This is a genomic window from Paraburkholderia ginsengiterrae (genome assembly GCF_001645125.1).
Taxonomy (GTDB): domain Bacteria; phylum Pseudomonadota; class Gammaproteobacteria; order Burkholderiales; family Burkholderiaceae; genus Paraburkholderia; species Paraburkholderia ginsengiterrae.
Map to the genome: position 1 here is coordinate 153,299 of NZ_LXKA01000011.1, position 23,124 is coordinate 176,422.

At 63.7% G+C, this 23,124-nt stretch carries 23 protein-coding genes and 1 pseudogene; 8 read left to right on the forward strand and 16 right to left on the reverse strand.

Going from position 1 to position 23,124, the window contains the following annotated elements:
- Window position 1: 1 nt before the first annotated feature.
- On the reverse strand, window positions 2-403 hold the full coding sequence (locus A6V37_RS00730) for a DUF2442 domain-containing protein (protein WP_064271034.1): 402 nt from the start codon (window positions 401-403) through the stop codon (window positions 2-4).
- Window positions 404-497: 94 nt separating this feature from the next.
- On the reverse strand, window positions 498-1,349 hold the full coding sequence (locus tag A6V37_RS00735; protein ID WP_064285675.1) for a LysR family transcriptional regulator: 852 nt from the start codon (window positions 1,347-1,349) through the stop codon (window positions 498-500).
- Between the two features lie 111 nt (window positions 1,350-1,460).
- On the opposite strand from A6V37_RS00735, the gene A6V37_RS00740 reads away from it, so the two are divergent.
- Window positions 1,461-1,844 carry a tautomerase family protein gene (locus tag A6V37_RS00740; protein ID WP_064271032.1) on the forward strand — a complete coding sequence of 128 codons (384 nt, stop codon included), beginning with the start codon at window positions 1,461-1,463 and terminating at the stop codon, window positions 1,842-1,844.
- Window positions 1,845-1,939: 95 nt separating this feature from the next.
- A complete protein-coding gene (locus tag A6V37_RS00745; protein WP_064271031.1) occupies window positions 1,940-2,776 on the forward strand; it encodes a TOBE domain-containing protein in 837 nt (278 codons plus the stop codon).
- A gap of 34 nt (window positions 2,777-2,810) precedes the next feature.
- Here the strand turns inward: A6V37_RS00745 and A6V37_RS00750 are convergent, their stop codons facing one another.
- From A6V37_RS00750 to A6V37_RS00765, 4 genes and pseudogenes are all read right to left on the reverse strand, one after another.
- On the reverse strand, window positions 2,811-3,512 hold the full coding sequence (locus A6V37_RS00750) for a sulfate/molybdate ABC transporter ATP-binding protein (protein ID WP_064271030.1): 702 nt from the start codon (window positions 3,510-3,512) through the stop codon (window positions 2,811-2,813).
- A gap of 1 nt (window position 3,513) precedes the next feature.
- Window positions 3,514-4,188 (reverse strand): annotated as a pseudogene (gene modB / locus A6V37_RS00755) (molybdate ABC transporter permease subunit).
- Window positions 4,189-4,222: 34 nt separating this feature from the next.
- Window positions 4,223-4,996 (reverse strand): molybdate ABC transporter substrate-binding protein, encoded by a 774-nt coding sequence (gene modA / locus A6V37_RS00760; RefSeq protein ID WP_064271028.1) that lies wholly within the window; start codon window positions 4,994-4,996, stop codon window positions 4,223-4,225.
- A 135-nt stretch (window positions 4,997-5,131) separates the two neighbouring features.
- Window positions 5,132-5,833, reverse strand: coding sequence for a phosphatase PAP2 family protein (locus tag A6V37_RS00765; RefSeq protein ID WP_064285677.1), 702 nt, complete (start codon window positions 5,831-5,833; stop codon window positions 5,132-5,134).
- 368 nt (window positions 5,834-6,201) lie between these two features.
- Here A6V37_RS00765 and A6V37_RS00770 point away from each other — a divergent pair, with 368 nt between their 5' ends.
- The gene (locus tag A6V37_RS00770) at window positions 6,202-7,398 is read left to right on the forward strand and encodes an extracellular catalytic domain type 1 short-chain-length polyhydroxyalkanoate depolymerase (protein WP_064271026.1); all 1,197 of its coding nucleotides are present in this window, start codon (window positions 6,202-6,204) and stop codon (window positions 7,396-7,398) included.
- Window positions 7,399-7,505: 107 nt separating this feature from the next.
- On the forward strand, window positions 7,506-7,682 hold the full coding sequence (locus A6V37_RS38575; RefSeq protein ID WP_064506450.1) for a DUF3563 family protein: 177 nt from the start codon (window positions 7,506-7,508) through the stop codon (window positions 7,680-7,682).
- Between the two features lie 51 nt (window positions 7,683-7,733).
- Here the strand turns inward: A6V37_RS38575 and A6V37_RS00775 are convergent, their stop codons facing one another.
- The 6 genes from A6V37_RS00775 to A6V37_RS00800 form a co-directional block, all read right to left on the reverse strand.
- Window positions 7,734-9,266: a cryptochrome/photolyase family protein gene (locus tag A6V37_RS00775; RefSeq protein WP_064285679.1), complete on the reverse strand. Its 1,533-nt coding sequence runs from the start codon at window positions 9,264-9,266 to the stop codon at window positions 7,734-7,736.
- A gap of 219 nt (window positions 9,267-9,485) precedes the next feature.
- A complete protein-coding gene (locus A6V37_RS00780; RefSeq protein ID WP_064271024.1) occupies window positions 9,486-9,905 on the reverse strand; it encodes an organic hydroperoxide resistance protein in 420 nt (139 codons plus the stop codon).
- Between the two features lie 173 nt (window positions 9,906-10,078).
- Entirely contained in the window at window positions 10,079-10,531 is a 453-nt protein-coding gene (locus tag A6V37_RS00785; RefSeq protein WP_064271023.1) for a MarR family winged helix-turn-helix transcriptional regulator, read from the reverse strand.
- Between the two features lie 203 nt (window positions 10,532-10,734).
- Window positions 10,735-11,544, reverse strand: coding sequence for a BPSS1780 family membrane protein (locus A6V37_RS00790; protein WP_064271022.1), 810 nt, complete (start codon window positions 11,542-11,544; stop codon window positions 10,735-10,737).
- On the reverse strand, window positions 11,535-12,530 hold the full coding sequence (locus A6V37_RS00795) for a homoserine kinase (RefSeq protein WP_064271021.1): 996 nt from the start codon (window positions 12,528-12,530) through the stop codon (window positions 11,535-11,537). The genes A6V37_RS00790 and A6V37_RS00795 overlap by 10 nt, the downstream gene beginning before the upstream one ends.
- A gap of 239 nt (window positions 12,531-12,769) precedes the next feature.
- Window positions 12,770-13,165, reverse strand: coding sequence for a hypothetical protein (locus tag A6V37_RS00800; protein ID WP_064271020.1), 396 nt, complete (start codon window positions 13,163-13,165; stop codon window positions 12,770-12,772).
- Between the two features lie 200 nt (window positions 13,166-13,365).
- Here A6V37_RS00800 and A6V37_RS00805 point away from each other — a divergent pair, with 200 nt between their 5' ends.
- Window positions 13,366-14,892, forward strand: a complete 1,527-nt coding sequence (locus tag A6V37_RS00805) for an AMP nucleosidase (protein WP_064271289.1) — start codon at window positions 13,366-13,368, stop codon at window positions 14,890-14,892.
- 48 nt (window positions 14,893-14,940) lie between these two features.
- On the opposite strand, the gene A6V37_RS00810 is transcribed toward A6V37_RS00805, so the two are convergent.
- Window positions 14,941-15,471 carry a chromate transporter gene (locus A6V37_RS00810; RefSeq protein WP_064271019.1) on the reverse strand — a complete coding sequence of 177 codons (531 nt, stop codon included), beginning with the start codon at window positions 15,469-15,471 and terminating at the stop codon, window positions 14,941-14,943.
- Window positions 15,468-16,037, reverse strand: coding sequence for a chromate transporter (locus A6V37_RS00815; RefSeq protein WP_064285683.1), 570 nt, complete (start codon window positions 16,035-16,037; stop codon window positions 15,468-15,470). The genes A6V37_RS00810 and A6V37_RS00815 overlap by 4 nt, the downstream gene beginning before the upstream one ends.
- 97 nt (window positions 16,038-16,134) lie before the next feature.
- On the opposite strand from A6V37_RS00815, the gene A6V37_RS00820 reads away from it, so the two are divergent.
- Window positions 16,135-17,052 carry a transcriptional regulator GcvA gene (locus tag A6V37_RS00820; protein ID WP_064271018.1) on the forward strand — a complete coding sequence of 306 codons (918 nt, stop codon included), beginning with the start codon at window positions 16,135-16,137 and terminating at the stop codon, window positions 17,050-17,052.
- Between the two features lie 22 nt (window positions 17,053-17,074).
- Here A6V37_RS00820 and A6V37_RS00825 read toward each other — a convergent pair whose 3' ends face one another.
- Window positions 17,075-17,818 (reverse strand): LOG family protein, encoded by a 744-nt coding sequence (locus tag A6V37_RS00825; RefSeq protein WP_064271017.1) that lies wholly within the window; start codon window positions 17,816-17,818, stop codon window positions 17,075-17,077.
- 1 nt (window position 17,819) lies between these two features.
- Here A6V37_RS00825 and polA point away from each other — a divergent pair, with 1 nt between their 5' ends.
- Window positions 17,820-20,570, forward strand: coding sequence for a DNA polymerase I (polA, locus tag A6V37_RS00830; protein WP_064271016.1), 2,751 nt, complete (start codon window positions 17,820-17,822; stop codon window positions 20,568-20,570).
- Window positions 20,571-20,737: 167 nt separating this feature from the next.
- Window positions 20,738-22,087: an NAD(P)/FAD-dependent oxidoreductase gene (locus A6V37_RS00835; RefSeq protein ID WP_064271015.1), complete on the forward strand. Its 1,350-nt coding sequence runs from the start codon at window positions 20,738-20,740 to the stop codon at window positions 22,085-22,087.
- Window positions 22,088-22,204: 117 nt separating this feature from the next.
- Here A6V37_RS00835 and A6V37_RS00840 read toward each other — a convergent pair whose 3' ends face one another.
- Window positions 22,205-23,074: a sulfurtransferase gene (locus A6V37_RS00840; RefSeq protein ID WP_064271014.1), complete on the reverse strand. Its 870-nt coding sequence runs from the start codon at window positions 23,072-23,074 to the stop codon at window positions 22,205-22,207.
- Window positions 23,075-23,124 lie beyond the last annotated feature (50 nt).

A 23,124-nucleotide genomic window follows, 5' to 3' on the forward strand; every position in this document is an offset into this window, starting at 1 on the left:
CTCACGCCGCTTTACGTGGACGGCCGCCTTTCTTGCCGTTTTCGCGTGCAGCCGCTGACTTTGCCTCGGATTTGACGCTGCCGCCGCTGCGCCCGATATCGCGCATCCAAGCTTTCGAGCCGAATACGCCGTCGATCAAACCGTGTACCGACACCACGACGTCGAGCGCCGGAAACACAAGCGCCGAACCGAGGCCAAAGAGCTGGATTTCGCGAAGATGCGCGGCAGTCGCGTTGTGCAGGCCTTCGATATAGGCGACTGGCACCAGCAGGGATATGCCGTTGGTCAGCATGATGTCGAGACGTTTGGTACGCGGCTTGTAGCATGCGCTGCGTGCGGCGGGCCGCCTGGCAGTCTCGGCGCCGCGCTCCTGCGCAAGCCGCCATTCTTCGCTGCTGTTCATGAGTGGATTCCTCTCCAGGCGGAGCACAGGAACGGCACCATATCATTGAATTACCGTAGCCGCTTGGGTTTATGGGATCTCGCGTGCGTCTGCCTCAAGCGCTCGCCAGCCCACTCGTCACCAACCGCAGCGTCTCCACCGACCGCTTGTCCCGCACACGCGAATGCAGCGTCACGCGCGACTCCGGCAGTGGCGGCAAACCCAGCCGCGCGCCGACGTCGACCAGTCCGCGCGGCGCCACTCTGCGCGCGAGCGGCGACACCGCCAGCCCCGCCGCCACCGCGGCGCCCACGGCGGCCACGCCGCCGCCCACGAACACCTCCTGCCAGCCGATACCAGCCTCCACGAGCGTTCGCAGCGCCACGTCGCGCACGTTGCACGGCGGACTCAATAGCGCCAGCGCCAACGGCTCGCCGACGCGCGGCAGCCAGGCCGGCGTGGCGAGCCAGCCAAGCGGTTCGCTGAACAAAGCCTGGGCGTCGTCGCGCGGAGGCTCGTCGGCGCCGTAGCGGACGATCGCCGCGTCGAGACGGCGTTCGTCGAATTGCGCCAGCAGCGCCGCCGACGTACCCAGATGCAATTCGACGACCAAACCCGGATCGTGGGCATTGAGCCGCCCGAGCAACAGCGGCAGGTCCGGCCCCGCGACATGCTCGCTCAGCCCCAGCACGAGCCGCCGCCGCTCGATCGACAGCGAGCCCAGCGCGCGTTCATGCGCGTTCAACAGGTCGCGGGCCGCGCCGAGAAACGCGTTGCCGTCCGCGGAGAGGCGCACCACGCGGGGCGTGCGCTCCAGCAATTGCTTGCCCAGATGCGCTTCGAGCCGCTTGAGCTTCAGGCTGACGGCCGATTGCGTGGTGTCGAGCGCGTCCGCGGCACGCGTGAAACTGTGCAGATCGGCGACCAGAACGAAGGCCCGAACCGCATCGAGATCGAGGACTTTCATTTTCAGTATAAATAGATGAAATAATCAATGATGTCTGTTTATTATGACTGAGCGCGCCTAAAGTGTGTTTACCCAAGCAACACCACATCAACGCAACCAAGGAGATTCATCATGCCGCTCACACGAATTGCATTGCGCACCGGCAAGTCCGTCGAGTACCGGAAGGCGGTGTCGGACAGCATCCAGCGCTCGCTGGTGGACACCTTCAACGTGCCGAAGGACGACATCTTCATGCTGATCACCGAGCACGATGCCGGCAATTTTGTGTACGACAACCAGTATCTGAACGTCGAGCGCAGCGACGATCTGGTGATGATCCAGATCACGCTCAATAACACCCGCACGCTCGAACAGAAAAAAGCGTTGTACGCGCGCATGGCGGACGAACTGGCGAAGTCGCCGGGGCTGCGGCGAGAGGACGTGCTCATCAATCTCGTCGAGGTGCTGAAGGAGAACTGGTCGTTCGGCAACGGCATTGCGCAGTACGCGCTGTGACGGCGGTCGTCGCTGTGTAGCGTGCGCGCCGTGGCGCGGGTTGGCGTCGTTATAATGATTCGTCGCCTTTTCCCGGCCATCGGCCGCTCTACGCCATGACATCCGACCACACCGATCCGCGTCACGAACCTCTCGAACTAGGCGGCTCGGTCTGGTTCCAGGCGGGTGCGCAAACGCTCGGCGGTGCGTCGCGCATCGCGCTGCTCGCGGCGATTGGCGACACCGGATCGATTACCAGTGCGGCGAAAGCCGTCGGGATGAGCTACAAAGGCGCGTGGGATGCCGTCGACACTATGAACAATCTTGCCGGCGAGCCGCTCGTCGTCCGGCTGACCGGCGGCAAGGGCGGCGGCGGCACCACGCTCACGCCGCGCGCCGTGAAGCTGATCGAGACGTTTCGCGCGGTGGAGCGCGAGCATCGGCGCTTTCTCGAACGCGCGGGTCAGGTGATCGAAGGGTTCGCGAACGATTGGGATCTGATTGGCCGCATCGGCGTGAAGACGAGCGCGCGCAATCAGCTCTATGGCACGGTGTCGGCGATCTCGCGCGGTACTGTCAACGATGAGATCACGCTGGCGCTGCCCGGCGGTCACGCGATCGTCTCTGTCATCACGCATGAAAGCACCGAGACGCTCGGCCTCGTCGAGGGCGCGGTGGCGTTTGCGCTGATCAAGGCGTCGTGGGTCGTGCTGCTTGTCGACAACGGCAGCGGGGCGCCGCTCAAGCTGTCGGCGCGTAATCAGCTGCGCGGCACGGTGCAGAGCGTGAAGCGCGGCGCGATCAATGCCGAGGTGTCGCTGGTGCTGGACGGCGGCGCGGTGATCACCGCGGTCGTCACCAATGAAAGCGCCGATACGCTCGGCCTCGTGGAAGGCGGCAGCGCTGTCGCGGCATTCAAGGCATCGAGCGTGATACTCGGAGTGAAGGACTGAGCGTGCGTTGCACTCGCGCCGGATCGTGCCGCTTTCAGGGCTCGCTGCGCGCGTAGCCGGCGAACGGAAGATTTTCGCGCACGCGGCCATCGCCGATCTGCACGACCTGATCGCCGAAGGCGGCGACATCGTCGGGATCGTGTGTGATCAACACCATCGGGATATCGAGCCGCGTTTGCAGGTCGGACAACTCGCGCCGCATGCGCTGACGCAGCGCGCTGTCGAGCGCCGAGAACGGTTCGTCGAGCAACAGCACCTGAGGCTGCGCGACGAGCGCTCGCGCCAGCGCCACGCGTTGCTTCTGTCCACCCGAAAGCTGTACCGGATGATTGCCCGCCACGCTCTTCAATTCCAGCGTGTCGAGCCAATAGTCGACTTGCGGGTGCGCGTGCCGCGCGCGTGCATTGAACCAGCCCTGCTGCAAGCCAAAACCGATGTTCTGCCGCACGTTCAGATGCGGAAATAGCGCGTAGTCCTGAAACAGATAACCGATCTTGCGCGCCTGCGGTTTCAGATCGACGCCGCTCGCGCTGTCGAATAGCGCCTTGCCGTGCAGCGTGATCGTTCCATGGTCGGGACGCAGCAGTCCAGCGATAGCCTGCAAGGTCAGACTCTTGCCCGCGCCGGACGGCCCGAACAGCACGACGCGTTGCGAGGTGGCGTCGAAAGCGACGTCGAGCGTAAAGCGGCGCTCGGCGCTCTCAAAGGTCTTGCGGATGTCGACGGTGAGAGGCATATCAGCGGGACGTCAAAAGCGAGTGCTGCGGCACGAGACGCCCGGCGAGCAACAGGATCACCACGCACGTCACCGAGGTCACGAGCACGAGGAAATTCGCGGTGCTGTCGTCGCCGGCCTGCACGGCGGCCTAGACCGCGACCGACAGCGTCTGCGTGCGCCCCGGCAGGTTGCCCGCGATCATCAGCGTCGCGCCGAATTCGCCGAGCGCCCGCGCGAAGGCCAGCAGGCCGCCGGCAAGAATGCCGCGCGCGGCGAGCGGCAGCGTCACGCGAAAGAACACGGCCGTCTCGCTGACGCCGAGCGTGCGCGCGGCCCGCTCGAGTTGCGGGTCGACGGCTTCGAAAGCGGCGCGCGCCGATTTCAGCACGAGCGGGAAAGCCACGACCGTCGACGCAATCACCGCGCCCTGCCAGGTGAACACCAGCTGGATATCGAAACGGTCGAGCCACCCGCCAATCACGCCGCGCCGCCCGAGCAGCACGAGCAGGTAGTAACCGAGCACGGTGGGCGGCATGACGAGCGGCAACGTCAGCAGCGAATCGATCACGTCGCGCGCGCCGGAGCGCCAGCGCGACAAACCGAAGCCGGCCGCGACACCGAACACCAGATTGAGCGCGGTGGCCCAGCCCGCCACTTTCAGCGACAGCAAGAGCGGAATCCAGGCCTGTTGCATGAGCGTGCGTTATTCCAGGGGGCGCAGGGTGGGCTTAATGCGCGGGCTTGAAACCGTACTTCGCCAGGACGGCCTGGCCGGCCGGCGACAGCACGAAATTCACGAACGCTTGCGCATCCGCGGCATGGTGGCTGCCTTCGACTTGCGCGATCGGATAGGTGATCGGCGTTTGCGTCGGCACGTTCAGCGCCACTTTCACCTTGTCGGGCATGACCGCGGCGTCGGTGCTGAAAACAAAGCCGGCGTCGACTTCGCCGCGCGACACGTAGTCCAGGCTTTGACGCACGTTCGCGGCCAGCACGGCTTTCGCATTCACCGCATCCCACACGCCCGCGGCTTGCAGCGCGCCTTGCGTATAACGGCCGACCGGCACGGAGGCCGGATCGCCGTAGGCGACACGTTTCACATTCGCCGACGTCAGATCGTTCAGCCCGGCCGGCGCGAAATGGCTGTCAGCCGGCACGATCAGCACCAGCGAATTGGCGGCGAAATCCTTGCGCGTGGCCGGCACGATGACCTTTTCGGCGGCGGCCTTGTCCATGGCTTTCTGATCCGCAGAGGCGAACACGTCGGCGGGCGCGCCCTTGACGATTTGCTGCATCAGCACGTCGGAGGCGCCGAAGTTCAGCAGCACCTTGGTGCCCGGATGCTGCTGTTCGAACACTTCGCTGACCGCCTTGAACGCGTTGGTCAGGCTAGCGGCGGCGGAGACCACCAGTTCGTCGGCCCGCGCCTGGGCGCTAACCATGACAGAGACAGTGCTGGCGACGAACAACGCGTGCTTCAGAAGGCGGCGGGAGAGTGTCATGAAGGTCTTGAAGTCCGGCTTGAGCCGGAGCAGTGGGTTAAAACGCTATCGTAATATATGAAAGGTTATAGCGGTGACCCATGACAATTATTCAGCCGCGCGCATAACGCGGCTCTTCAAGCGGAAGGCGAGGGTTCAAACGTCAGATGATTGCAGCGGCGCCAGCGTATTGCGCGTTTGCGACAGCGGCGCAGTTGCAGGGCGGACATCGCGCACGGAGCGCCACTTGGCGCGAATGAACGGCCGCTCATGACCGGACACTTTCAGGGCGATATGCGTGACCCAGCGCTGGGTCGGCACATGCACGCCGTGCATCAATATCGCCAGCGCCATCATGCTGACGGCAACCGGCAGCGCCGACAGACGGCCCGGCTCGGCATGCCACGCGAGACGCACGAATACCAGCGCGGCCAGGGCGCCGACCAGACAGCCGGTGATGGCTTCAGACGGCGAGTGCGCGCTCAGCACGACCCGCGACAAGCCCACCGCGATCCCCGCGGCCAGGCCAGCCAGCACGCCGAGCAGACGAACGGCCGGACGCGCGGGCAACAGCATGAGAAACAGAACGACGGGATAAACGGCGGTGGACAGCATGGCGTGGCCGCTGACGCCGGTGAAATCCAGCTCGCGCACACCCACACCCCAGCCGAGGAACGCCAGCTTGGTCACCGTCACCACGCCGATGGCGCCGCCGAGCAGGAGCAGCCAGCCCGCTGCCATGCGCCACGAATAACCGGCGGCCAGCCCGAGCGCGATCGCGAGCGCCAGCGGCAGCGTGATGCCGGCGCCGCCGAGATTGGTGATCGAATACCACAGGTGAGCAGGTAAATCGGGCATGGCAAAAAGTGCGACCCGGGCCGCGTAGAATCGGATTGGTAATGACTTAACGCGTGAGCGGCTTGAATCGCCGACGTGACACAGGCGCTTAAGTCAAAGATTTAACCGTCAGTATAGACGGGTGCTGCAAGGCAGTTGCGCCGTGCGCCTGGCTTTTTGCCGCCGAACGCCGGTTGGCGAACAAGCAGCCGGCAAAGCCTTGTGGGGGTTGGACGCCGCCTGCGCGACAAGGTTCGCCGAGCGGAAATTTCAAGCCTGGATAACGCGGAGGGTTCCAGCATCGCATGAGGAATGATGTTATTGTGCATTGCACAAGAAAGCATCGTTTATCGAACGGACCCTGTCCCTTTTTGCGAGGTTATCCACCGATGGCAAAAAGTCTATCGAAAATCTGGCTGGGCGGTCTCAAGCGGCTGCTCGCGATCCAAACCGACCACGCCAGCAAAACCGCCAAGCGGACGACGACGCGACCGGCCAAGGCCGCCACCAGCAAGCCGTCCGCCAAGGTTCGCCCGCTCAAGCAAGTGGCTGTGCTACGCGCGCCCGCCAAGCGGGAAGCGCCGCATCCCGCCGCCCGCGAGTCGCGTGTGCGTCCGCGTGCGTCTGCTTGGGCGAGCGGTTCGTGGACGCGCTCGTTCCACTCGGCGCCGGCTTCTCCCGGGCGTCTCGTCAATCATCTTCAGTACGGTCTGTATGTCCCGGCAGGTCATGCGCGCGAGGCGCTGCCGCTGGTGGTGATGCTGCACGGCTGCACGCAGTCGATCGACGAATTCGCGGAAGGCACGCGGATGAACGTGCTGGCCGACCGCTTTGGCTTTGCCGTGGTCTATCCCGAGCAGTCGAAGCACGCGCACTCGCACCGCTGCTGGCATTGGTACGACGCCGGCGAACACGCGGGCGGGGCTGAGGCGCGCGCAGTGGTGTCGCTCGTCGATGCGCTGGTCGCGCAGCATGGTTTCGACAGCGAGCGTGTCTATGTTGCCGGAATCTCGGCCGGAGCCGGCCTGACGGCGCTTCTGGCCGCCACCTATCCGGACCGGTTCGCGGCGGTCGCGCTGCATTCCGGCCCCGCGTTCGGCGAGGCGCGCTCCGGCATTGCGGCCATGGACGTGATGCGGCGCGGCGCACGCGGTGAACCGGCCGAACTGGTCGACGAGACCGTCGATGTGGCGCACTACCCGGGTATGCCGGCCATCATCATCCACGGCGACGCCGACCATGTGGTCTCGCCGGTCAACGCGGACCAATTGGCGGAGCAGTTTCTTCGCCTGAACCGTATGGTCGACGAAACCGGCGCGCGCAAGTCGGGCGAAGTGCGGGAAGAGCGTAAGAGCGGTGTGGTGATGCGCGACTACGTGCGCGGCGGTCGGCGCGTGGTGCGGTTCTGCCGCGTGCAAGGGCTCGCCCATGCCTGGAGCGGCGGCGACGACGCCGTGCCGTTCCATTCCGCCAAAGGTCCGGACGCGAGCGCCATGGTGTGGGAGTTTTTCAGACACCAGCGCCGCACCGGCGCCGGCCGCGTAGTGGAAAACACCGCCACAGCGGCCTCGGCCGGTGCCCGGTGAGGTTGGAGCAACACTTCGAAATGAGTATTGGCGCTTTCCTAGGGTTTTCCCTATAATACGGGTTATCCCTTAGGCGTTAACGCCTAAACTCATTTCCGAGGTTAGCCATGTATCTGCTCAGCCGCCTGTTTCTGTTTCTGACCAAGTCGCCCGATCAGCTCGCGAAAGAACGCGCTGACGCATTCCTCGCTGAAGCAACCGATCTGTACGATCTGGAATTCCGTATGCGCAAGCTCGACCGTGAAGCGAACCTGCGTCACCCGTCGTGGATGAGCCAGCACTAAGCATGGCCTACGCTGCGCAGGTTAACGCCGCGCAACGTGTGAAATAGCGCATCAGCGGTCCGCCTGCCCCGTGGTTCGGCCGTCAGATTTGCCGAAACGGATCAACGTGCGCGCCCGCGCTTCGGCATGGTCCACAATCGGTGCCGGGTAGTCCTTGCCTAGCTCCACGCCCGCTTCCGCGAGCCGCTCCGCGCCCGCGAGCCATGGCGCGTGAATCCATTTCGCCGGCAGCTTCGCAAGCTGAGGCAAATAGCGTTTGATAAAGCGGCCGTCCGCATCGAATTTTTCGGATTGCGTGACCGGATTGAAGATCCGGAAGTACGGCTGCGCGTCGCAACCCGTCGACGCCGCCCATTGCCAACCGCCGTTATTGGCCGAGAAATCGAAGTCGTTCAGCTGTTCGGCGAAATAACGCTCGCCGAGCCGCCAGTCCACGCCCAGATCTTTCACCAGAAAACTCGCCGTCACCATCCGCAAGCGGTTGTGCATATAGCCGGTGCGGTTCAGTTGCAGCATGGCCGCATCGACCAGCGGATAGCCGGTGCGGCCGTCGCACCAGGCGGCGAAAGCCTTGTCCGCTTCCGGACCCTGTTCCCAGCGTACCAGGTCGTACTCTTCCTTGAATGACGCGCCGCTCGCCAGCCGCGGATGATGCGCCAGGATCATGAAGTAAAAATCCCGCCAGATCAGTTCTGACAGCCACGTGGCCGAACCTTGCCCGTCGGGCTGCAGCGACATCTCGTGAGCGAGACGCGCAAGCGTGCGGATCGACACCGTGCCGAAGCGCAGATGCGTCGACAGGTAGCTCGGGCCTTTGGCGCCGGGGAAGTCGCGCCGGTCCGCGTAGCTGTCGATACGGGTGGTGAAGTCGTCGAGCAGCCGCCGCGCGCCGCTCATGCCGGTCGGCAGATTCAATTCAGCCAGGTTGCTCGGTGCAAAGCCGAGTTGGTCGAGCGCGGGCAACTGGCGATCCAGCTTCGGCGGCAGTGCGGCCAGATGGTTCGCGTAGGTTTCAACCGGGTACGGCTTCAAGTCGAAGGCTGTTAGCTGCTTGAGCCACGCGTTCTTATAGGGCGTGAACACCGTGAAGGGCTTGTTTTGGCCGGTGAGCACTTCGTCGCGTTCGAAAATCACCTGATCCTTGAACGTCAGCCATTGGCGTCCGGCGTCGGTGAGCCGCTCGCGTACGGTCTCGTCGCGTTCGATCGCGACTGGTTCGTAGTCTTGATTCGCGAAGACAGCATCCACGCCGAGTTCGTCGGCGAGCGTCGGCACCAGCTCGGCTGGATCGCCGTACAGCACGATCAGGCCCCCGCCGGCGGCACGTAACGCCTCATCGAGTTCGCCTAGCGCCGCAAGAATAAACTCGACGCGGCGGTCCTGCGGCTGAGCGCCCGGATGGCGTGCCTGCCAGGTCTCAATCAGCGGATTCAGGATCGTCGTGTCGAACACGAATACGCACCAGATCCGTTCGCAATGCTTGAGCGCGTAATAGAGCGCGGCATGGTCCGTGCTGCGCAGGTCGCGGCGAAACCAGACAAGACCGGTGTCGAAGGCGGCGTTCAGTCGTCGGGCTAGTGTCATCAGAAACGGGGATCATGGAATCTGGGTGAGCGGTCGGGCTTGCCGTCGACCGCAAGAGGCGGCACGAACCCGCGTCGCACAAGACATGCCGCGTTCGCAAAATGGCACAGCGCCCGCCCCTATTGTGCAGGGTGCGGGCGCTGTTTGTGGCCCGCGACGCGGTTTTCCGCGCCGCTTGGCTCCTTAGCCGATTTTCTGGCGATAGGCCGAGGCCGCAGCTTACGCGACTTGCAGACGGACCGCGACGTTGTTGCGCGTGGCGTTCGAGTACGGGCACACCTGATGCGCCGCGTCGACCAGCTCCTTGGCCGCAGTCGCTTCGAGGCCCGGCAGCGAGACGCGCAGATCGATGTCCAGCGCGAAACCGCCCTTGTCGTTCGGGCCGATGCCGACTTCGGCCGTGACTTGCGTGTCCGCCGGCAACGCCTGCTTCTTCTGGCCGGCCACGAACTTCATCGCGCTCAGGAAACACGCCGAGTAGCCGGCTGCAAACAGTTGTTCCGGATTCGTGCCTGCTGCGCCGTTGCCGCCCAGTTCACGCGGTGCTGCCAGCTTGACGTCCAAAGCGTTGTCCGACGAAACGGCGCGGCCGTCGCGGCCACCGGTGCTCGTTGCGCTTGCCTTGTAGAGGATGTTCATGGTGTTGCTCCTATGTCTGGTTTGTTGGGATCTGCATGTTTGCCGCTCCGCCTTGCCCGCCGTTCTGGCGGAGCCCTATCGAAGCGGCATGTGATAAAGATAGTACACAAATCATTTGTGTGCAAATTAATTTTTTTGCATCGTCGCGATAGCGTGCGTTTGCAACGCTCCGGCTAGTGGTCCATGTAATCGTTGAGCGTGGTGCGCAGGCGGGTCAGGTCGTCGCGCAATTGAAGCAGGAAGTCGGGCGTCTGTTGGGTCGCACAGAGGATTTCCGCAGGCACTTCGCGCGCCTGGCGCTTGAGTGCCAAGCCGGCCTTGGTGAGACGGATATACACGAGGCGCTCATCGTCCACGCCGCGAACCCGCTCCAGAAGCCCTTGTGTCTCGAGGCGCTTGAGCAGCGGCGTGACCGTCGCCGGATCGAGGTTCAGGCGTGCGGCCATGTCCTTGACCGTGATGTCGTCGCTCTCCCAGAGCGCCAGCATGGCCAGATATTGCGGGTAGGTCAGGCCCAGCTTGTCGAGTAGCGGCTTATACGCCTTCGTCATGGCGAGCGAGGTCGAATAGAGGGCGAAGCAGAGTTGCTCGTCGAGTGTGAAGGGCAAAGCCAGGCGCTGGGTCATGATGCCTCCCGTGCAAAAAGAGTGTGCAAATCGATTGCGTGCAAACTATTGTGCCGCAAATCGGCGTGCGATGACGAGTGCGGCGGCAGACTGGGGGGCGTGGCGTAGACCGGGAAGGGGCGAAGACAAGTAGCAAAAACAAGCGCCGCCGTGAACGGGGCGTGTGGGCGGGCGCCAGAACAGCGCCCGCGCCGGAATGATGCTCAGGCCGCCGGCTTGTTGGTCGGCAGATCGGGTGTTTCGGGCGTCTGCACACCGAAGCAGCCGCGATAGGTCGCGTAAAACGAGCAATACAGCATGGTCGTGACGATCATCGTGGCCGGCATCAGGATCGCGAACGCGAAGTCGCCCGCGCCCAGCGCCTGCATGAGCGCGGACAAACCGAGCGATACGGTCATGGCCACGGCGAACCACAGCGCGCCGAACACAATGAACGCCCCGCGGTTGCGCCAGCAACTGACGATGCTGAAGAACATGGCCTTGACGGGCGGCACGTCATGCCACGCGGCGAGGATCGGCGAGAACCAGAAGATCATCGCCACCGGCACGTAAAACGCGAAAGCCGTGATGACCGCGAGCGGGATATTGCTGTTGGCGATCGCGTCCTGATCGAGCGCGGCGCCTCCGAGCATCACCTTCAGCAGCATGCCGCCGTCGGCGAGCGCGGAGCCTGCCAGCACCAGCGCCATGGCGACGACGTAAAGCACGCCGAGCACCAGCAGCCGTTTGGCGACCACCGGGCCGTAAGAGTGAAAACCGTCCACCAGAATGGTCGGGAACACCGGCTTGCCCGCAATCGTGTTGCGGCACGCCGCCATGAACCCGACCGCGACGCCAGGAATGAACGCGAGCGGCAGCACGCCGCCGATCACCGGAATCTGCGACACGAGCGTCATTACCAGCAGATAGGTGAAGAACAGCGTCAGGAACGCGAGCGGGTTCTTGCGGAACAGCCAGATACCCTGCCGGAACCATACATAGCCGGCTTTCGCGGGGACTTCGATCAGTTGCATGGGATATGAATGCCAGGAAGTGCTACGCCGGACAGGCGTTCGCGCAGAATGCGCTCGAAATGGCCGGGATCGTGCGGTTTGAGCAGCTCGGCCGCGCGCGGCAAATGAAAATCATACAGGCGCGAGACCCAGAAGCGGTACGCGCCCGCACGCAGCATGTCGCCCCAATGGCGGTTTTCTTCGGCGGTGAACGGGCGCACGGTCTGATAGGACCGCAGCAGGGCTTCGGTGCGCGCGTCGTCCAGTTTGCCGGTGGCGAGGTCGACGCACCAGTCGTTGACGGTGACCGCGACGTCGAACAGCCACTTGTCGCAGCCCGCGAAATAGAAGTCGAAGAAGCCGCCGAGGCGTACTTCGTGGCCGGTTTCCGGCGCGGCGTGCGCGAACATCGCGTTGTCGCGGAACAGATCGGCATGGCACGGGCCGCCGGGCAGCGCGGCGTAATCGGCGGAGGCGAAGAAGGCCTCCTGATGCGCCAGTTCGGACGACAGCAGCTCGCGTTGCGCGCCGTCGAGGAACGGCAGGACCGTCGGCACGGTCTCCTGCCACCACGGCAGGCTGCGCAGGTTCGGCTGGTAGCGGGGGTAATCGCGGCCCGCCAGGTGCATGCGCGCCAGCATGTGGCCGACTTCCGCGCAGTGTTCGACGCCCGGCGCCAGCTCCGGCGCGCCCTCGAGCTTGGTCACGATGGCGGCGGGCTTGCCATGCAAGGTGCCGAACAGCGCGCCGTCTTCGCGAGGCATGGGGTCCGGCACCGGCACGTGGTGCGCGGCCAGGTGCCGCATGAGTTCGAGGTAGAACGGCAGCTGTTCGGCCGTGAGCTTTTCGAAGATCGTGAGGACGTATTCGCCGCGCGTCGTCGTCAGAAAGAAGTTGCTGTTTTCAATACCGGAGGAAATGCCGCGAAAGTCGACGACATCGCCGAGATCGTAATGGCCCATCCATTCTGCGAGTTGGGATTCGGTGACAGCGGTGAAGACAGCCATGCGGGAGACGTCAGATCAGGTTGGTCGGGCTGGCGCGGTGAGGGCCAGTGCGATGTGTGGCAAATGCGATGTCGGCAACGCGCGCTTCCGGAGCCGCGAAGCGCTGCGGCATATCGACACCGTACGGCCAGGGTAAGGCTCGGCAAGCAGGCTGAAGGCCCAGGGGGCGCCTCGTGAGCGTCCGGATCCGGGGCGGTGGCCTACACCGGGGGCGCCGCCCCGGCTTGGCAATCAATAAGTCAATAGGTCAGGTTCACCGACGGCAAGCGCGTGCTCGCGCGGCCGTTATCGCGCACGGTGGGCGACGTGTCGAGCGGTGCGCTCATCTGGTAGTGCGTGCCAAAATTCGAATGCACGTTGATTTCGACAGGCTTGCCTTTGTCACGGTATTCGGTGATTTCGGTGCCGTTGGCGCTGCGCTCGTGGAAGCTCGGCGTGCGCGGGACGTTGATTTCGACCTTCGAGCTGACCTCGGCGGCCGGACGATTGATCTTCGCCAGGTCTGGCAGACCCGCCCGTTCATTGGCGGATTGAGCGACGTCGGCAGGCGGAGTCTCATCGACAGGCTGGGCAGCCATCGCGGCGTTGCCAAAGGCGAGGGCCAGTGCAACGGCGACGGGAAGGAGCGGCTTCATGGTGATTCTCCAATATGGTGCCCCGATTCTAGCAAATCCAGCCTGGCCTTCGGGCGCGACCGCCTTATTTTGCGCCCCTTTCGCGCCGCATGCCGGCAATCCTGCGGGCCGGATGACGGCCTGTGCGGGAAGGCTCGCCAGGACATATGGCGATCATGGGTTCCGTGGTAATGTGGTCTCATCAATCGAGGCGAATGACGATGAACAACGATACCAATCAACGCGCGGTGCAGACTCCCGCCAACAGCTTCCCAACCGAATCCTTTGCCGACGCCGCCGAGGCCGTTACCCGCCTCTCAGCGATCTACGAAGCGAACACTTCGTTCCTGCGCGACGCCTTCGCGCGCTACCGCCGCAACGAGCTGTTCGAACGCCGGGTGCGCGCCTGCTACCCGTTCGTGCGAGTGTGCACTGAAGTGAACACGCATATCGACTCGCGCCGTTCGTACGGCTTTGTGGCGGGGCCGGGCGTGTTCGAGACGACCGTCACGCGGCCGGATCTGTTCGGCAATTACTATCGCGAGCAATTGCGCCTGCTAGCGAAGAACCACCACGTGCAGATCGAAGTCGGCGTGTCGGAACAGCCGATTCCAATTCATTTCGCTTTCGCCGAGGGCATTCACCTCGAGGGCGATCTGGACCGCGAGCGTCTGTTCCTGATGCGCGACGTATTCGACACGCCGGACCTCGCGCTGCTCGACGACCGCATTGTCAATGGCACCTATGAGCCGCCGCCGGGCGAGCCGCATCCGCTCGCGCTGTTCACGGCGGCGCGGGTCGATTTCTCGCTGCATCGGCTGAAGCACTATACGGCGACATCGCCAACGCATTGCCAGAACTACGTGCTGTACACGAACTACCAGTTCTATATCGACGAGTTCGTCAAACTCGGCCGCACGATGATGGCTCATACCGACGACGCGGAACTGCGCGCCTATCGCAGCGAGTACACCTCGTTCGTCGAGCCCGGCGACGTAATCACCTACAACGAGAATCTCGGCGAACAGGCGCAGGAAGGCACGGCGCCGCCGCGTCTGCCGCAAATGCCGGCGTATCACCTGAAGCGCGCGGACGGCAGCGGCATCACGATGGTCAACATCGGGGTTGGACCGTCGAATGCGAAGACCATTACCGATCACATCGCCGTGCTGCGTCCGCATGCGTGGGTCATGCTCGGCCACTGCGCGGGTCTGCGCAATACGCAGCGTCTCGGCGACTATGTGCTGGCGCACGGCTATGTGCGCGAGGATCACGTGCTCGACGCCGATTTGCCGCTGTGGGTGCCGATTCCGGCGCTCGCCGAAGTGCAGGTGGCGCTGGAGCGCGCGGTCGCGCAGGTCACGCAACTGGACGGCGCCGAATTGAAGCGCGTGATGCGCACGGGCACGGTGGCGAGCGTGGACAACCGCAACTGGGAATTGCGCGATCACCGCGAGCCGGTGCAGCGGCTGTCGCAAAGCCGCGCGGTGGCGCTCGATATGGAAAGCGCGACGATCGCCGCCAACGGTTTCCGTTTTCGGGTGCCTTACGGCACCTTGCTGTGCGTGTCGGACAAGCCCTTGCACGGCGAACTGAAGCTGCCCGGCATGGCGGATCAGTTCTATCGCGCGCAGGTCGATCAGCATTTGCAGATCGGTGTGAAGGCTATGGAGTTGCTGCGGATGAACGGGCTGCATCGCTTGCATAGTCGCAAGCTGCGCAGCTTTGCGGAAGTGGCGTTTCAATAAGCGGGTTTTTATCAGGTGCGGGCCGGCCGCCCGCACCTAAAACAGCACCTACATTTGCCCGAACCCCGTCAGCCCGATCAAGCTGCCGGCGGCCAGCAGCCACAGCGGATGAATGCGCGTCTTCATCGCCATGACGGCGGTGAAAGCGGTGATCGCCCACGCAATCGCGGTCGGGTCCGACGCCTCGGCGATCAACGCCGCACTTGCCGCCACGATGCCAGCCGTGACCGGCACCAGTCCCATCTGTGCATAGCGCCGCCACGGGCGGTCTTTGAAGCGCTCCCATGCATGCAGCGCGAGGATCGTCACGAGCGATGACGGCCCGAACTTCGCCACCGACGCCACCAGCATCCCCGCCCAACCCGCCACGTGCCAGCCCACCAACGTAACGACCATCAGATTCGGCCCCGGCGCGGCTTGCGCGAGCGCGAACAAGGCGCTGAACTCGCTGGCCGGCATCCAGTGATGCACGTCCACCACCTGACGCTGCATCTCCGGAAGAATCGTATTGCCGCCGCCGAACGCGAGCAGTGAAAGCTGGCTGAAAATGACGGCGAGGGAAACGAGCGTGTCGTTCATCGTGCTCTCCTCGACGCGATGTAGATGCTGAGCGGCGTCAGTACCAGCATGGTGGGCAGAAGCGGCAGCCGCATGATCGCAATCGCGATGAAGCCGAGCACCGCGATAAGCGCGGCCATCGGGTCATGCCGCAACGGCAGCAGGATTTTCACGGCCATCGAGATCAACAGGCCGGCCGCGGCGGCCGCGAGACCTGCAAACAGATGGCGCACGTGCGGGTCGTTTTGCGTGTGTTCGTACAGCACGCCGAGGCCGATCACCACCAGCGATGGACCGGCGATCAGCCCGAGCAGGCCGGCCAGCGCGCCCGGCACGCCGCGAAAGCGCATGCCCATAGCCACCGAGAGATTGATGACATTGCCGCCCGGCAAGAATTGGCAAAGGCCCAGCAGGTCGGTGAATTCTTTGGCGCTCAGCCAGCGGCGTTGTTCGACCAAGGCGCGCCGCGCCAGCGGCAGCGCGCCGCCGAATGAGATCAGCCCAAGGCCGAGAAAGCCGCCAAAAATTTCCCGCAATGTGGGTGGCGTAGCCAATGATGGCTCGGTCGAAGTGAGATCTTGGTCCATATCGAGAAGCTTGCAGTTCAAGCTCAGGAGGGTAGCGCCGAACTGGCGGCGCGCAAAACGATTTTTGGGCGCGCGCTTGTGATCTAGAATCACAAGCATGGCTCGCAATCTCCCTCCCTTTCCGGCGCTGCGCGCCTTCGAAGCCGCGGCGCGGCATGAAAGCTTTACGGCTGCGGCGAACGAATTGCATGTGACGCACGGTGCAATCAGCCGGCAAGTCGCGGCGTTCGAAACATGGCTGGGCGTGCAGGTGTTCCAGCGCCGCGGCAAGCGCGTGCGTCTGACCGGCGATGGCCGCCGCTATCTGTCCACCGTGCAGGCCGCGTTCGACAGCATCGCGCTCGCCACGGATCAGTTGCGCGATACGGGTGTCGTCCACGTGCTGCGCGTGAATGCGCTGCCCACGTTTGCGATGAAGTGGCTGCTGCCACGGCTGCATCAATTCCAGCGCAAGGTGCCGAACGTGGAGTTGAGATTGGCCACGTCGAACGCTCCGGTAGAAACGCTGGACAGCTTCGATGTGGCGGTGCGGCGCGGTCCGGCGCATTGGCCCAACTGCGTGAGCGGTCATTTTCTTGGCGAGAGCGAGATTCCGGTCTGCAGTCCCGCGCTATTGCAGCGCTCGCCGATCAAAGTCGCCGACGATCTCGCGCGGCATGTGCTGCTGCATTCCGACACGCGGCCGGACGCCTGGGGCAACTGGTTATCGGCGGCGGGGGTGACGGCCCGGTGCCGCAAGAAGCAATCGTTCGATCACTTCTACCTGGCCTTGCAGGCAGCAGTGGATGGTCTTGGTGTGGCGCTCGGGCCATTGCCGCTGCTCGCGGATGAACTGGCTTCGGGGCGGCTCGTGGTGCCGCTGGCGGGTCCGCGTATCGATGCGCGCGGCTACTGGTGGGTGGCGAGGCGAGAGGTTGCGCAGGCGCCGCTGGTGGCGCAGTTCTGTGAGTGGCTGCAAGCGCAAGGCGATCAGAATGACCAAGCGGAAGCGAGCGGCCAGGAGGCCGCCCGCTGATATTCACGGTGCGTTCGCAACGTTACAGATAGAACATCCGGTCTTCGTCCGACTTGGCCGGATGCGGTTCGGCTTCTTCGCGGTCTTCATAGAACTTCAGCACTGCTTCGAGCACCTGATCCGGATCGTCGATGACCTGCATGAGGTCCATGTCGGTCGGATTGATCAGGCCCATCGGCAAGAGCGAGTTCCTGAACCACGCAAGCAGGCCTTCCCAGAACTCGCCGCCCACCAGAATGATCGGCACGTGGCGCGACTTCTTGGTCTGGATCAGCGTGAGGACTTCAGCGAGTTCGTCCAGCGTGCCGAAGCCGCCCGGCATCACGATCACCGCATCCGAATTCTTCACGAACGTGACTTTGCGCGTGAAGAAATGGCGGAAGCGCAACGAGATGTCTTGCCACTGATTGCCCGATTGCTCATGCGGCAATTCGATGTTCAGTCCGACCGAAGGTGCCTTGCCGGCATGCGCGCCCTTGTTGGCCGCTTCCATGATGCCCGGGCCGCCGCCGGAGATCACCGCGAAGCCGGCATCCGACAGCTTGCGCGCGATTTGCGTGGCGAGCTTGTAGTAAGGCGAGTTCGGTTTCAGGCGCGCCGAACCGTAAATGCTGACCGCCGGGCGAATCTCCGAGAGGTACTCGGTCGCCTCGATAAACTCTGCCATAATCGTGAACATCTGCCACGATGCGCGCGCCTTTTTGGCCGTTGCGCGCTCTTGATCTGCGAGTGATCGCAGACTCGGAATCACTTTTCTCTTAGTCATAATGCCTGAAGAACGAAGCCTTGAAGGTAAGACCCTGCTATTGGTCGACGGTTCGAGTTATCTGTACCGGGCCTATCATGCGATGCCGGATCTGCGCGGCCCCGATGGTGGTCCGACAGGTGCGCTCTACGGAATGATCAACATGCTGCGGCGCATGCGCAAGGAAGTCACCGCAGAGTATAGCGCGTGCGTGTTCGACGCCAAGGGCAAAACGTTCCGCGACGATTGGTATGCCGACTATAAGGCGAATCGTCCGTCCATGCCGGACGATCTCTCGCGCCAGATCGAGCCGATTCATGTGGCCGTGCGCGCGCTCGGCTGGCCGTTGCTGATGATCGAAGGCGTCGAGGCCGACGACGTGATCGGCACCCTCAGCACCGCGGCGGAACAGCGCGGCATGAAGGTGATCGTGTCGACTGGGGACAAGGATCTGGCGCAGCTCGTGTCGGATCATGTCACCCTCATCAATACGATGACCAACGAAACGCTCGACCGCGAAGGCGTGATCGCCAAGTTCGGCGTGCCGCCGGAGCGCATCATCGACTACCTGTCGTTGATCGGCGATACCGTCGACAACGTGCCGGGCGTCGATAAGTGCGGGCCGAAAACAGCGATCAAATGGCTCACGCAATTCGACTCGCTAGATGGCATCGTCGCACATGCTGACGAGATTAAAGGTGCGGTAGGAGACAATCTGCGCCGCGCGCTCGATTTTCTGCCAATGGCGAAAAAGCTCGTCACCGTCGAGCGCAATTGCGATCTGACCGGGCATGTCGTGTCGATCGGGGAAAGCCTGCCAAGCCGGCCTGAAGCGCGCGAGGAGCTGCGTGACGTGTTCATGCGGCACGGTTTCAAGACCTGGCTGCGCGAGGTGGAAAGCGCGAGCGCGGAGCCGGTGGAGGGCGCGCCGGCCGCCGACGTGCCGCCGGCGTTGACCGTGAATCACGAACGGCATTACGACACGGTGCAGACGTGGGAGCAGTTCGATGCCTGGCTCGAGAAGATCAACGTGGCCGAGCTGACCTCGTTCGACACGGAGACCACGTCGCTCGATCCGATGACGGCGCAGATCGTGGGGCTGTCATTGTCGGTGGAAGCGGGTCGCGCCGCATACGTGCCGCTCGCGCATCGCGGCCCAGACGCGCCTGTGCAGCTACCGCGCGACGAGGTGCTTGCGAAGCTCAAACCGTGGCTGGAGAGCACCACGCACAAGAAGGTCGGTCAGCATCTCAAGTATGACGAGCAGGTGCTGGCCAACTACGGCATCGAAATGCGCGGCATCGAACACGACACGCTGCTGCAATCGTATGTGGTGGAATCGCATCGCACGCATGACATGGACAGCCTCGCGCTGCGCCATCTCGGCGTGAAGACGATCAAGTACGAAGACGTGGCGGGCAAGGGCGCGAGTCAGATCGGTTTCGACGAAGTCGCGTTGGACAAGGCCTCGGAGTATGCGGCGGAAGACGCCGACATCACGTTGCAACTGCATCAGGTCCTGTACCCGCAAGTGGCCGCGGAGAAAACGCTCGAATACGTGTACCGCGATATCGAAATCCCCACCTCGCGCGTGCTGCGCAAGATGGAGCGCACGGGCGTGCTGATCGATGCGGAAAAGCTGCGCCGGCAAAGCAGTGAAATCGCCACGCGGCTAATCCAGCTGGAAGGCGAAGCGTACGAGCTGGCCGGCGGTGAATTCAATCTCGGCTCGCCGAAGCAGATCGGCCAGATCTTCTTCGAGAAGCTTGAATTGCCGGTGATCAAGAAGACTCCGAGCGGCGCCCCGTCCACCGACGAAGAAGTGCTGCAAAAGCTCGCCGAAGACTATCCGCTGCCGAAGATCCTGCTCGAACATCGTGGCTTGTCGAAGCTGAAGTCGACCTATACGGACAAGCTGCCGCGCATGGTCAACGCCACGACGGGCCGCGTCCACACGAACTACGCGCAGGCCGTGGCGGTTACCGGGCGTCTCGCGTCGAACGATCCGAACCTGCAGAACATTCCCGTGCGTACCGGCGAAGGCCGCCGTATTCGCGAAGCGTTTATTGCACCGCCGGGGCACAAGCTGGTCTCCGCGGATTATTCGCAGATCGAATTGCGCATCATGGCGCACATTTCCGGCGACGAATCATTGCTGCGCGCGTTCTCGCAAGGCGAAGACATTCACCGCGCGACTGCGGCGGAGATCTTCAGCGTAACGCCGCTCGAAGTCTCGAGCGATCAGCGGCGCGTGGCGAAGGTCATCAATTTCGGGCTGATCTACGGCATGAGTTCGTTTGGTCTTGCCTCGAACCTCGGCATTACGCGTGATGCCGCCAAGCTCTATATCGACCGCTACTTCGCACGTTATCCGGGCGTCGCGCGCTATATGGACGAAACGCGTGTGAGCGCGAAGGCCAAGGGTTACGTCGAAACGGTATTCGGCCGCCGCCTGTGGCTGCCGGAGATCAATGGTGGCAACGGTCCGCGCCGTCAGGCCGCCGAGCGAGCCGCGATTAACGCGCCCATGCAGGGCACGGCCGCCGACCTGATCAAGCTCTCCATGATCGCGGTACAGGACTGGATCGAAGAGTCGAAGATCGGCACGCGCATGATCATGCAGGTGCACGACGAACTGATTCTCGAAGTGCCGGACGGAGAGTTGTCCGAAGTACGCAAGCGCTTGCCCGAGTTGATGTGCGGTGTCGCCGACCTGAAAGTGCCGCTGGTCGCCGAAGTAGGCGCGGGCCTGAACTGGGAAGAAGCGCATTGACGTGCGTGTGACGGCGCGCGATAACGTCGCGCGCATGTCACACATGTGATTTGGCGGCTTGTGACAATCCGTCCTGCTAACGGACAATCGCTGAAAGACGGCGCGCTCGCGTGTTAGCTCATGCGCCCCGTCGCGACGCATTACCATCGGCAATCACGGAGAGTTCAATGCATCGTTTTATCGTCGTTGGGGGGGGCGCGGGGGGGCTGGAGTTGGCGACGCGTCTGGGCGATCGTTATGCACCCCACAAGAATAAGAGTGGTGTGCAGGCGCAAGTCACGCTCGTCGATCGCAATCCGACTCATATCTGGAAGCCGCTGCTGCATGAAGTGGCGGCCGGCAGTATGGACCCGTTCACGCAGGAACTCGAATACGCGGCGCAGGCGCGCTGGCATGGCTTCGAGTTTCAACAGGGAGAACTGACCGGGCTGGACCGCGCGAACAAGCGGCTCACGCTGGGTACGGTGCTCGACGACGACGGCGCCGAATTGCTCCCCGAGCGCGAGCTCGAATACGACACGCTGATCATCGCGATCGGCAGCACGACCGCTTTTTTCGGAGTGAAAGGCGCGCCGGAATATTCCCTCGCACTCGACACCGTGGGCCAGGCGGAGCGTTTCCGCAAACGCCTGATCGCGGCCTGCATGCGCGCCGAGCATCAGGTCCACGAGCCTGTCGAATCAACGCCGGGCGCGGCACCCTCCAGCGAGCCGCGCATTCAGGTGGCGATCGTCGGAGGCGGCGCGACGGGGGTGGAGTTGTCGGCGGAATTGCGCAACACGGCGCAGGTGCTGTCCGCGTACGGTCTGCATAAGCTCGATCCGCGGCATGACGTCGGCATTGTGCTGATCGAAGCGGGGCCGCGCATTCTGCCGGCCTTGCAGGAGCGTGTGTCGACAGCTACCGCCGAATTGCTCACCAAGCTCGGCGTGAAGCTGATGATCGGCGAAACGGTGGCCGAGGTCGCGCCGGGCATCATCCGCACGGCCAGCGGTAAAACGGTGCGTGCCGACCTGACGGTGTGGGCGGCGGGCATCAAGGCGCCAGCTATCCTGAGCCAGCTCGACGGCCTGCCCGTCAATCGGCTTGGCCAGCTCAACGTGCGCCTGACGCTGCAAACCGAAATCGACGACAACGTCTTTGCGCTCGGCGATTGCGCGGCTTGCCCGTGGCCGGGTAACGAGCGTAACGTGCCGCCGCGCGCGCAGGCCGCCCATCAGCAGGCAAGTTTTCTGATGAAAGCGCTGGCGGCGCGGCTCGACGGCAAGCCGCTGCCGGAATTCGCTTATCGCGATTTCGGCTCGCTGGTGTCGCTCGGACACTTCAGTGCGGTTGGGAATCTGATGGGCGGGGTGATCGGCGGCAACATGCTGATTGAAGGTCTGTTCGCGCGATTCATGTACATGTCCCTGTACCGGCTGCATATTGCCGCGCTGCACGGCTACGCGCGCATGGTGCTCGATACCTTCGCACACTGGTTGCGGCGTACCACGCTGCCGCGGGTCAAGCTGCATTAACGCGCGTTACTGCGCCGATGCAGAAGGTTGCATCCGCAACGGCGCAGGTCGAAAAAATGCCGTTGCCGCTTCAAGGCGGCAACGGCATGTCTGCTATCCGTGAGACTGGGCTTGCGCTTACGGATTCGGGCCGGTCGCGACCGGCCGCTTCGGATCGGAACTCCATTCGCTCCACGATCCCGCATACAGCGCGGCGCCGTGCAGGCCGGCAACTTCCATAGCCAGCGCGTTCACACACGCCGTCACGCCCGAGCCGCATTGCAGCACCACGTGTTCCGGCGACGTATCGCCCAGTAGCGCGTGGAATTCCTCGCGCAGTGTATGGGCCGACTTGAAGCGGTTGTCGGCCGTGAGATTGTCCTTGAAGTAGCGATTGAGCGCGCCCGGAATGTGGCCGCCGACGCGATCGAGCGTCTCGTTTTCGCCGCGATAGCGATCGGCAGCGCGCGCGTCGAGCACGACCCGCTCCTTCGTACTGAGATTGCGTTCGACCGTCTGGGCGTCGACCGTGACGGACAGCGGCGCGGCTGCGTTGAAGTCGCCGTTATTCTGGGCCGGCGCGTCCTGCGTCAGCCGTTGACCCGCCGTTTCCCATGCCTGCAGGCCGCCGTCGAGCAGGGCGACCGCGTCGTGGCCGAGCCAGCGCAGCAGCCACCAGGCGCGGGCGGCGTACATGCCGCCTTGCGCGTCGTAGGCGATCACTTGCTGCCCCTGTTTGAGGCCGCGCGACTCCAGTGTTTCGACCAGCCGCGCGCGATCCGGCAGCGGATGACGCCCGTTCGTCCCGTTCTTGGGCCCCGACAGGTCGCGGTCAAGGTGCAGGTAGTGCGCCCCCGGCAGATGCCCGGCCAGGTAGGCTTTTTCGCCCGCGTCGGTGTCGGCCAGGTCGAAACGGCAGTCGATCACGAACACGCTGCCCGGCGCGACGGCGAGCCGTTCCGCGAGATTGGTCGCGGAGATCAGAGTGGTGTAGTGAGTGTGGGGCATGATGTCTCCTGTCGAGCGAATGGCCGACCTATTCCGATAGTCTAAACAAA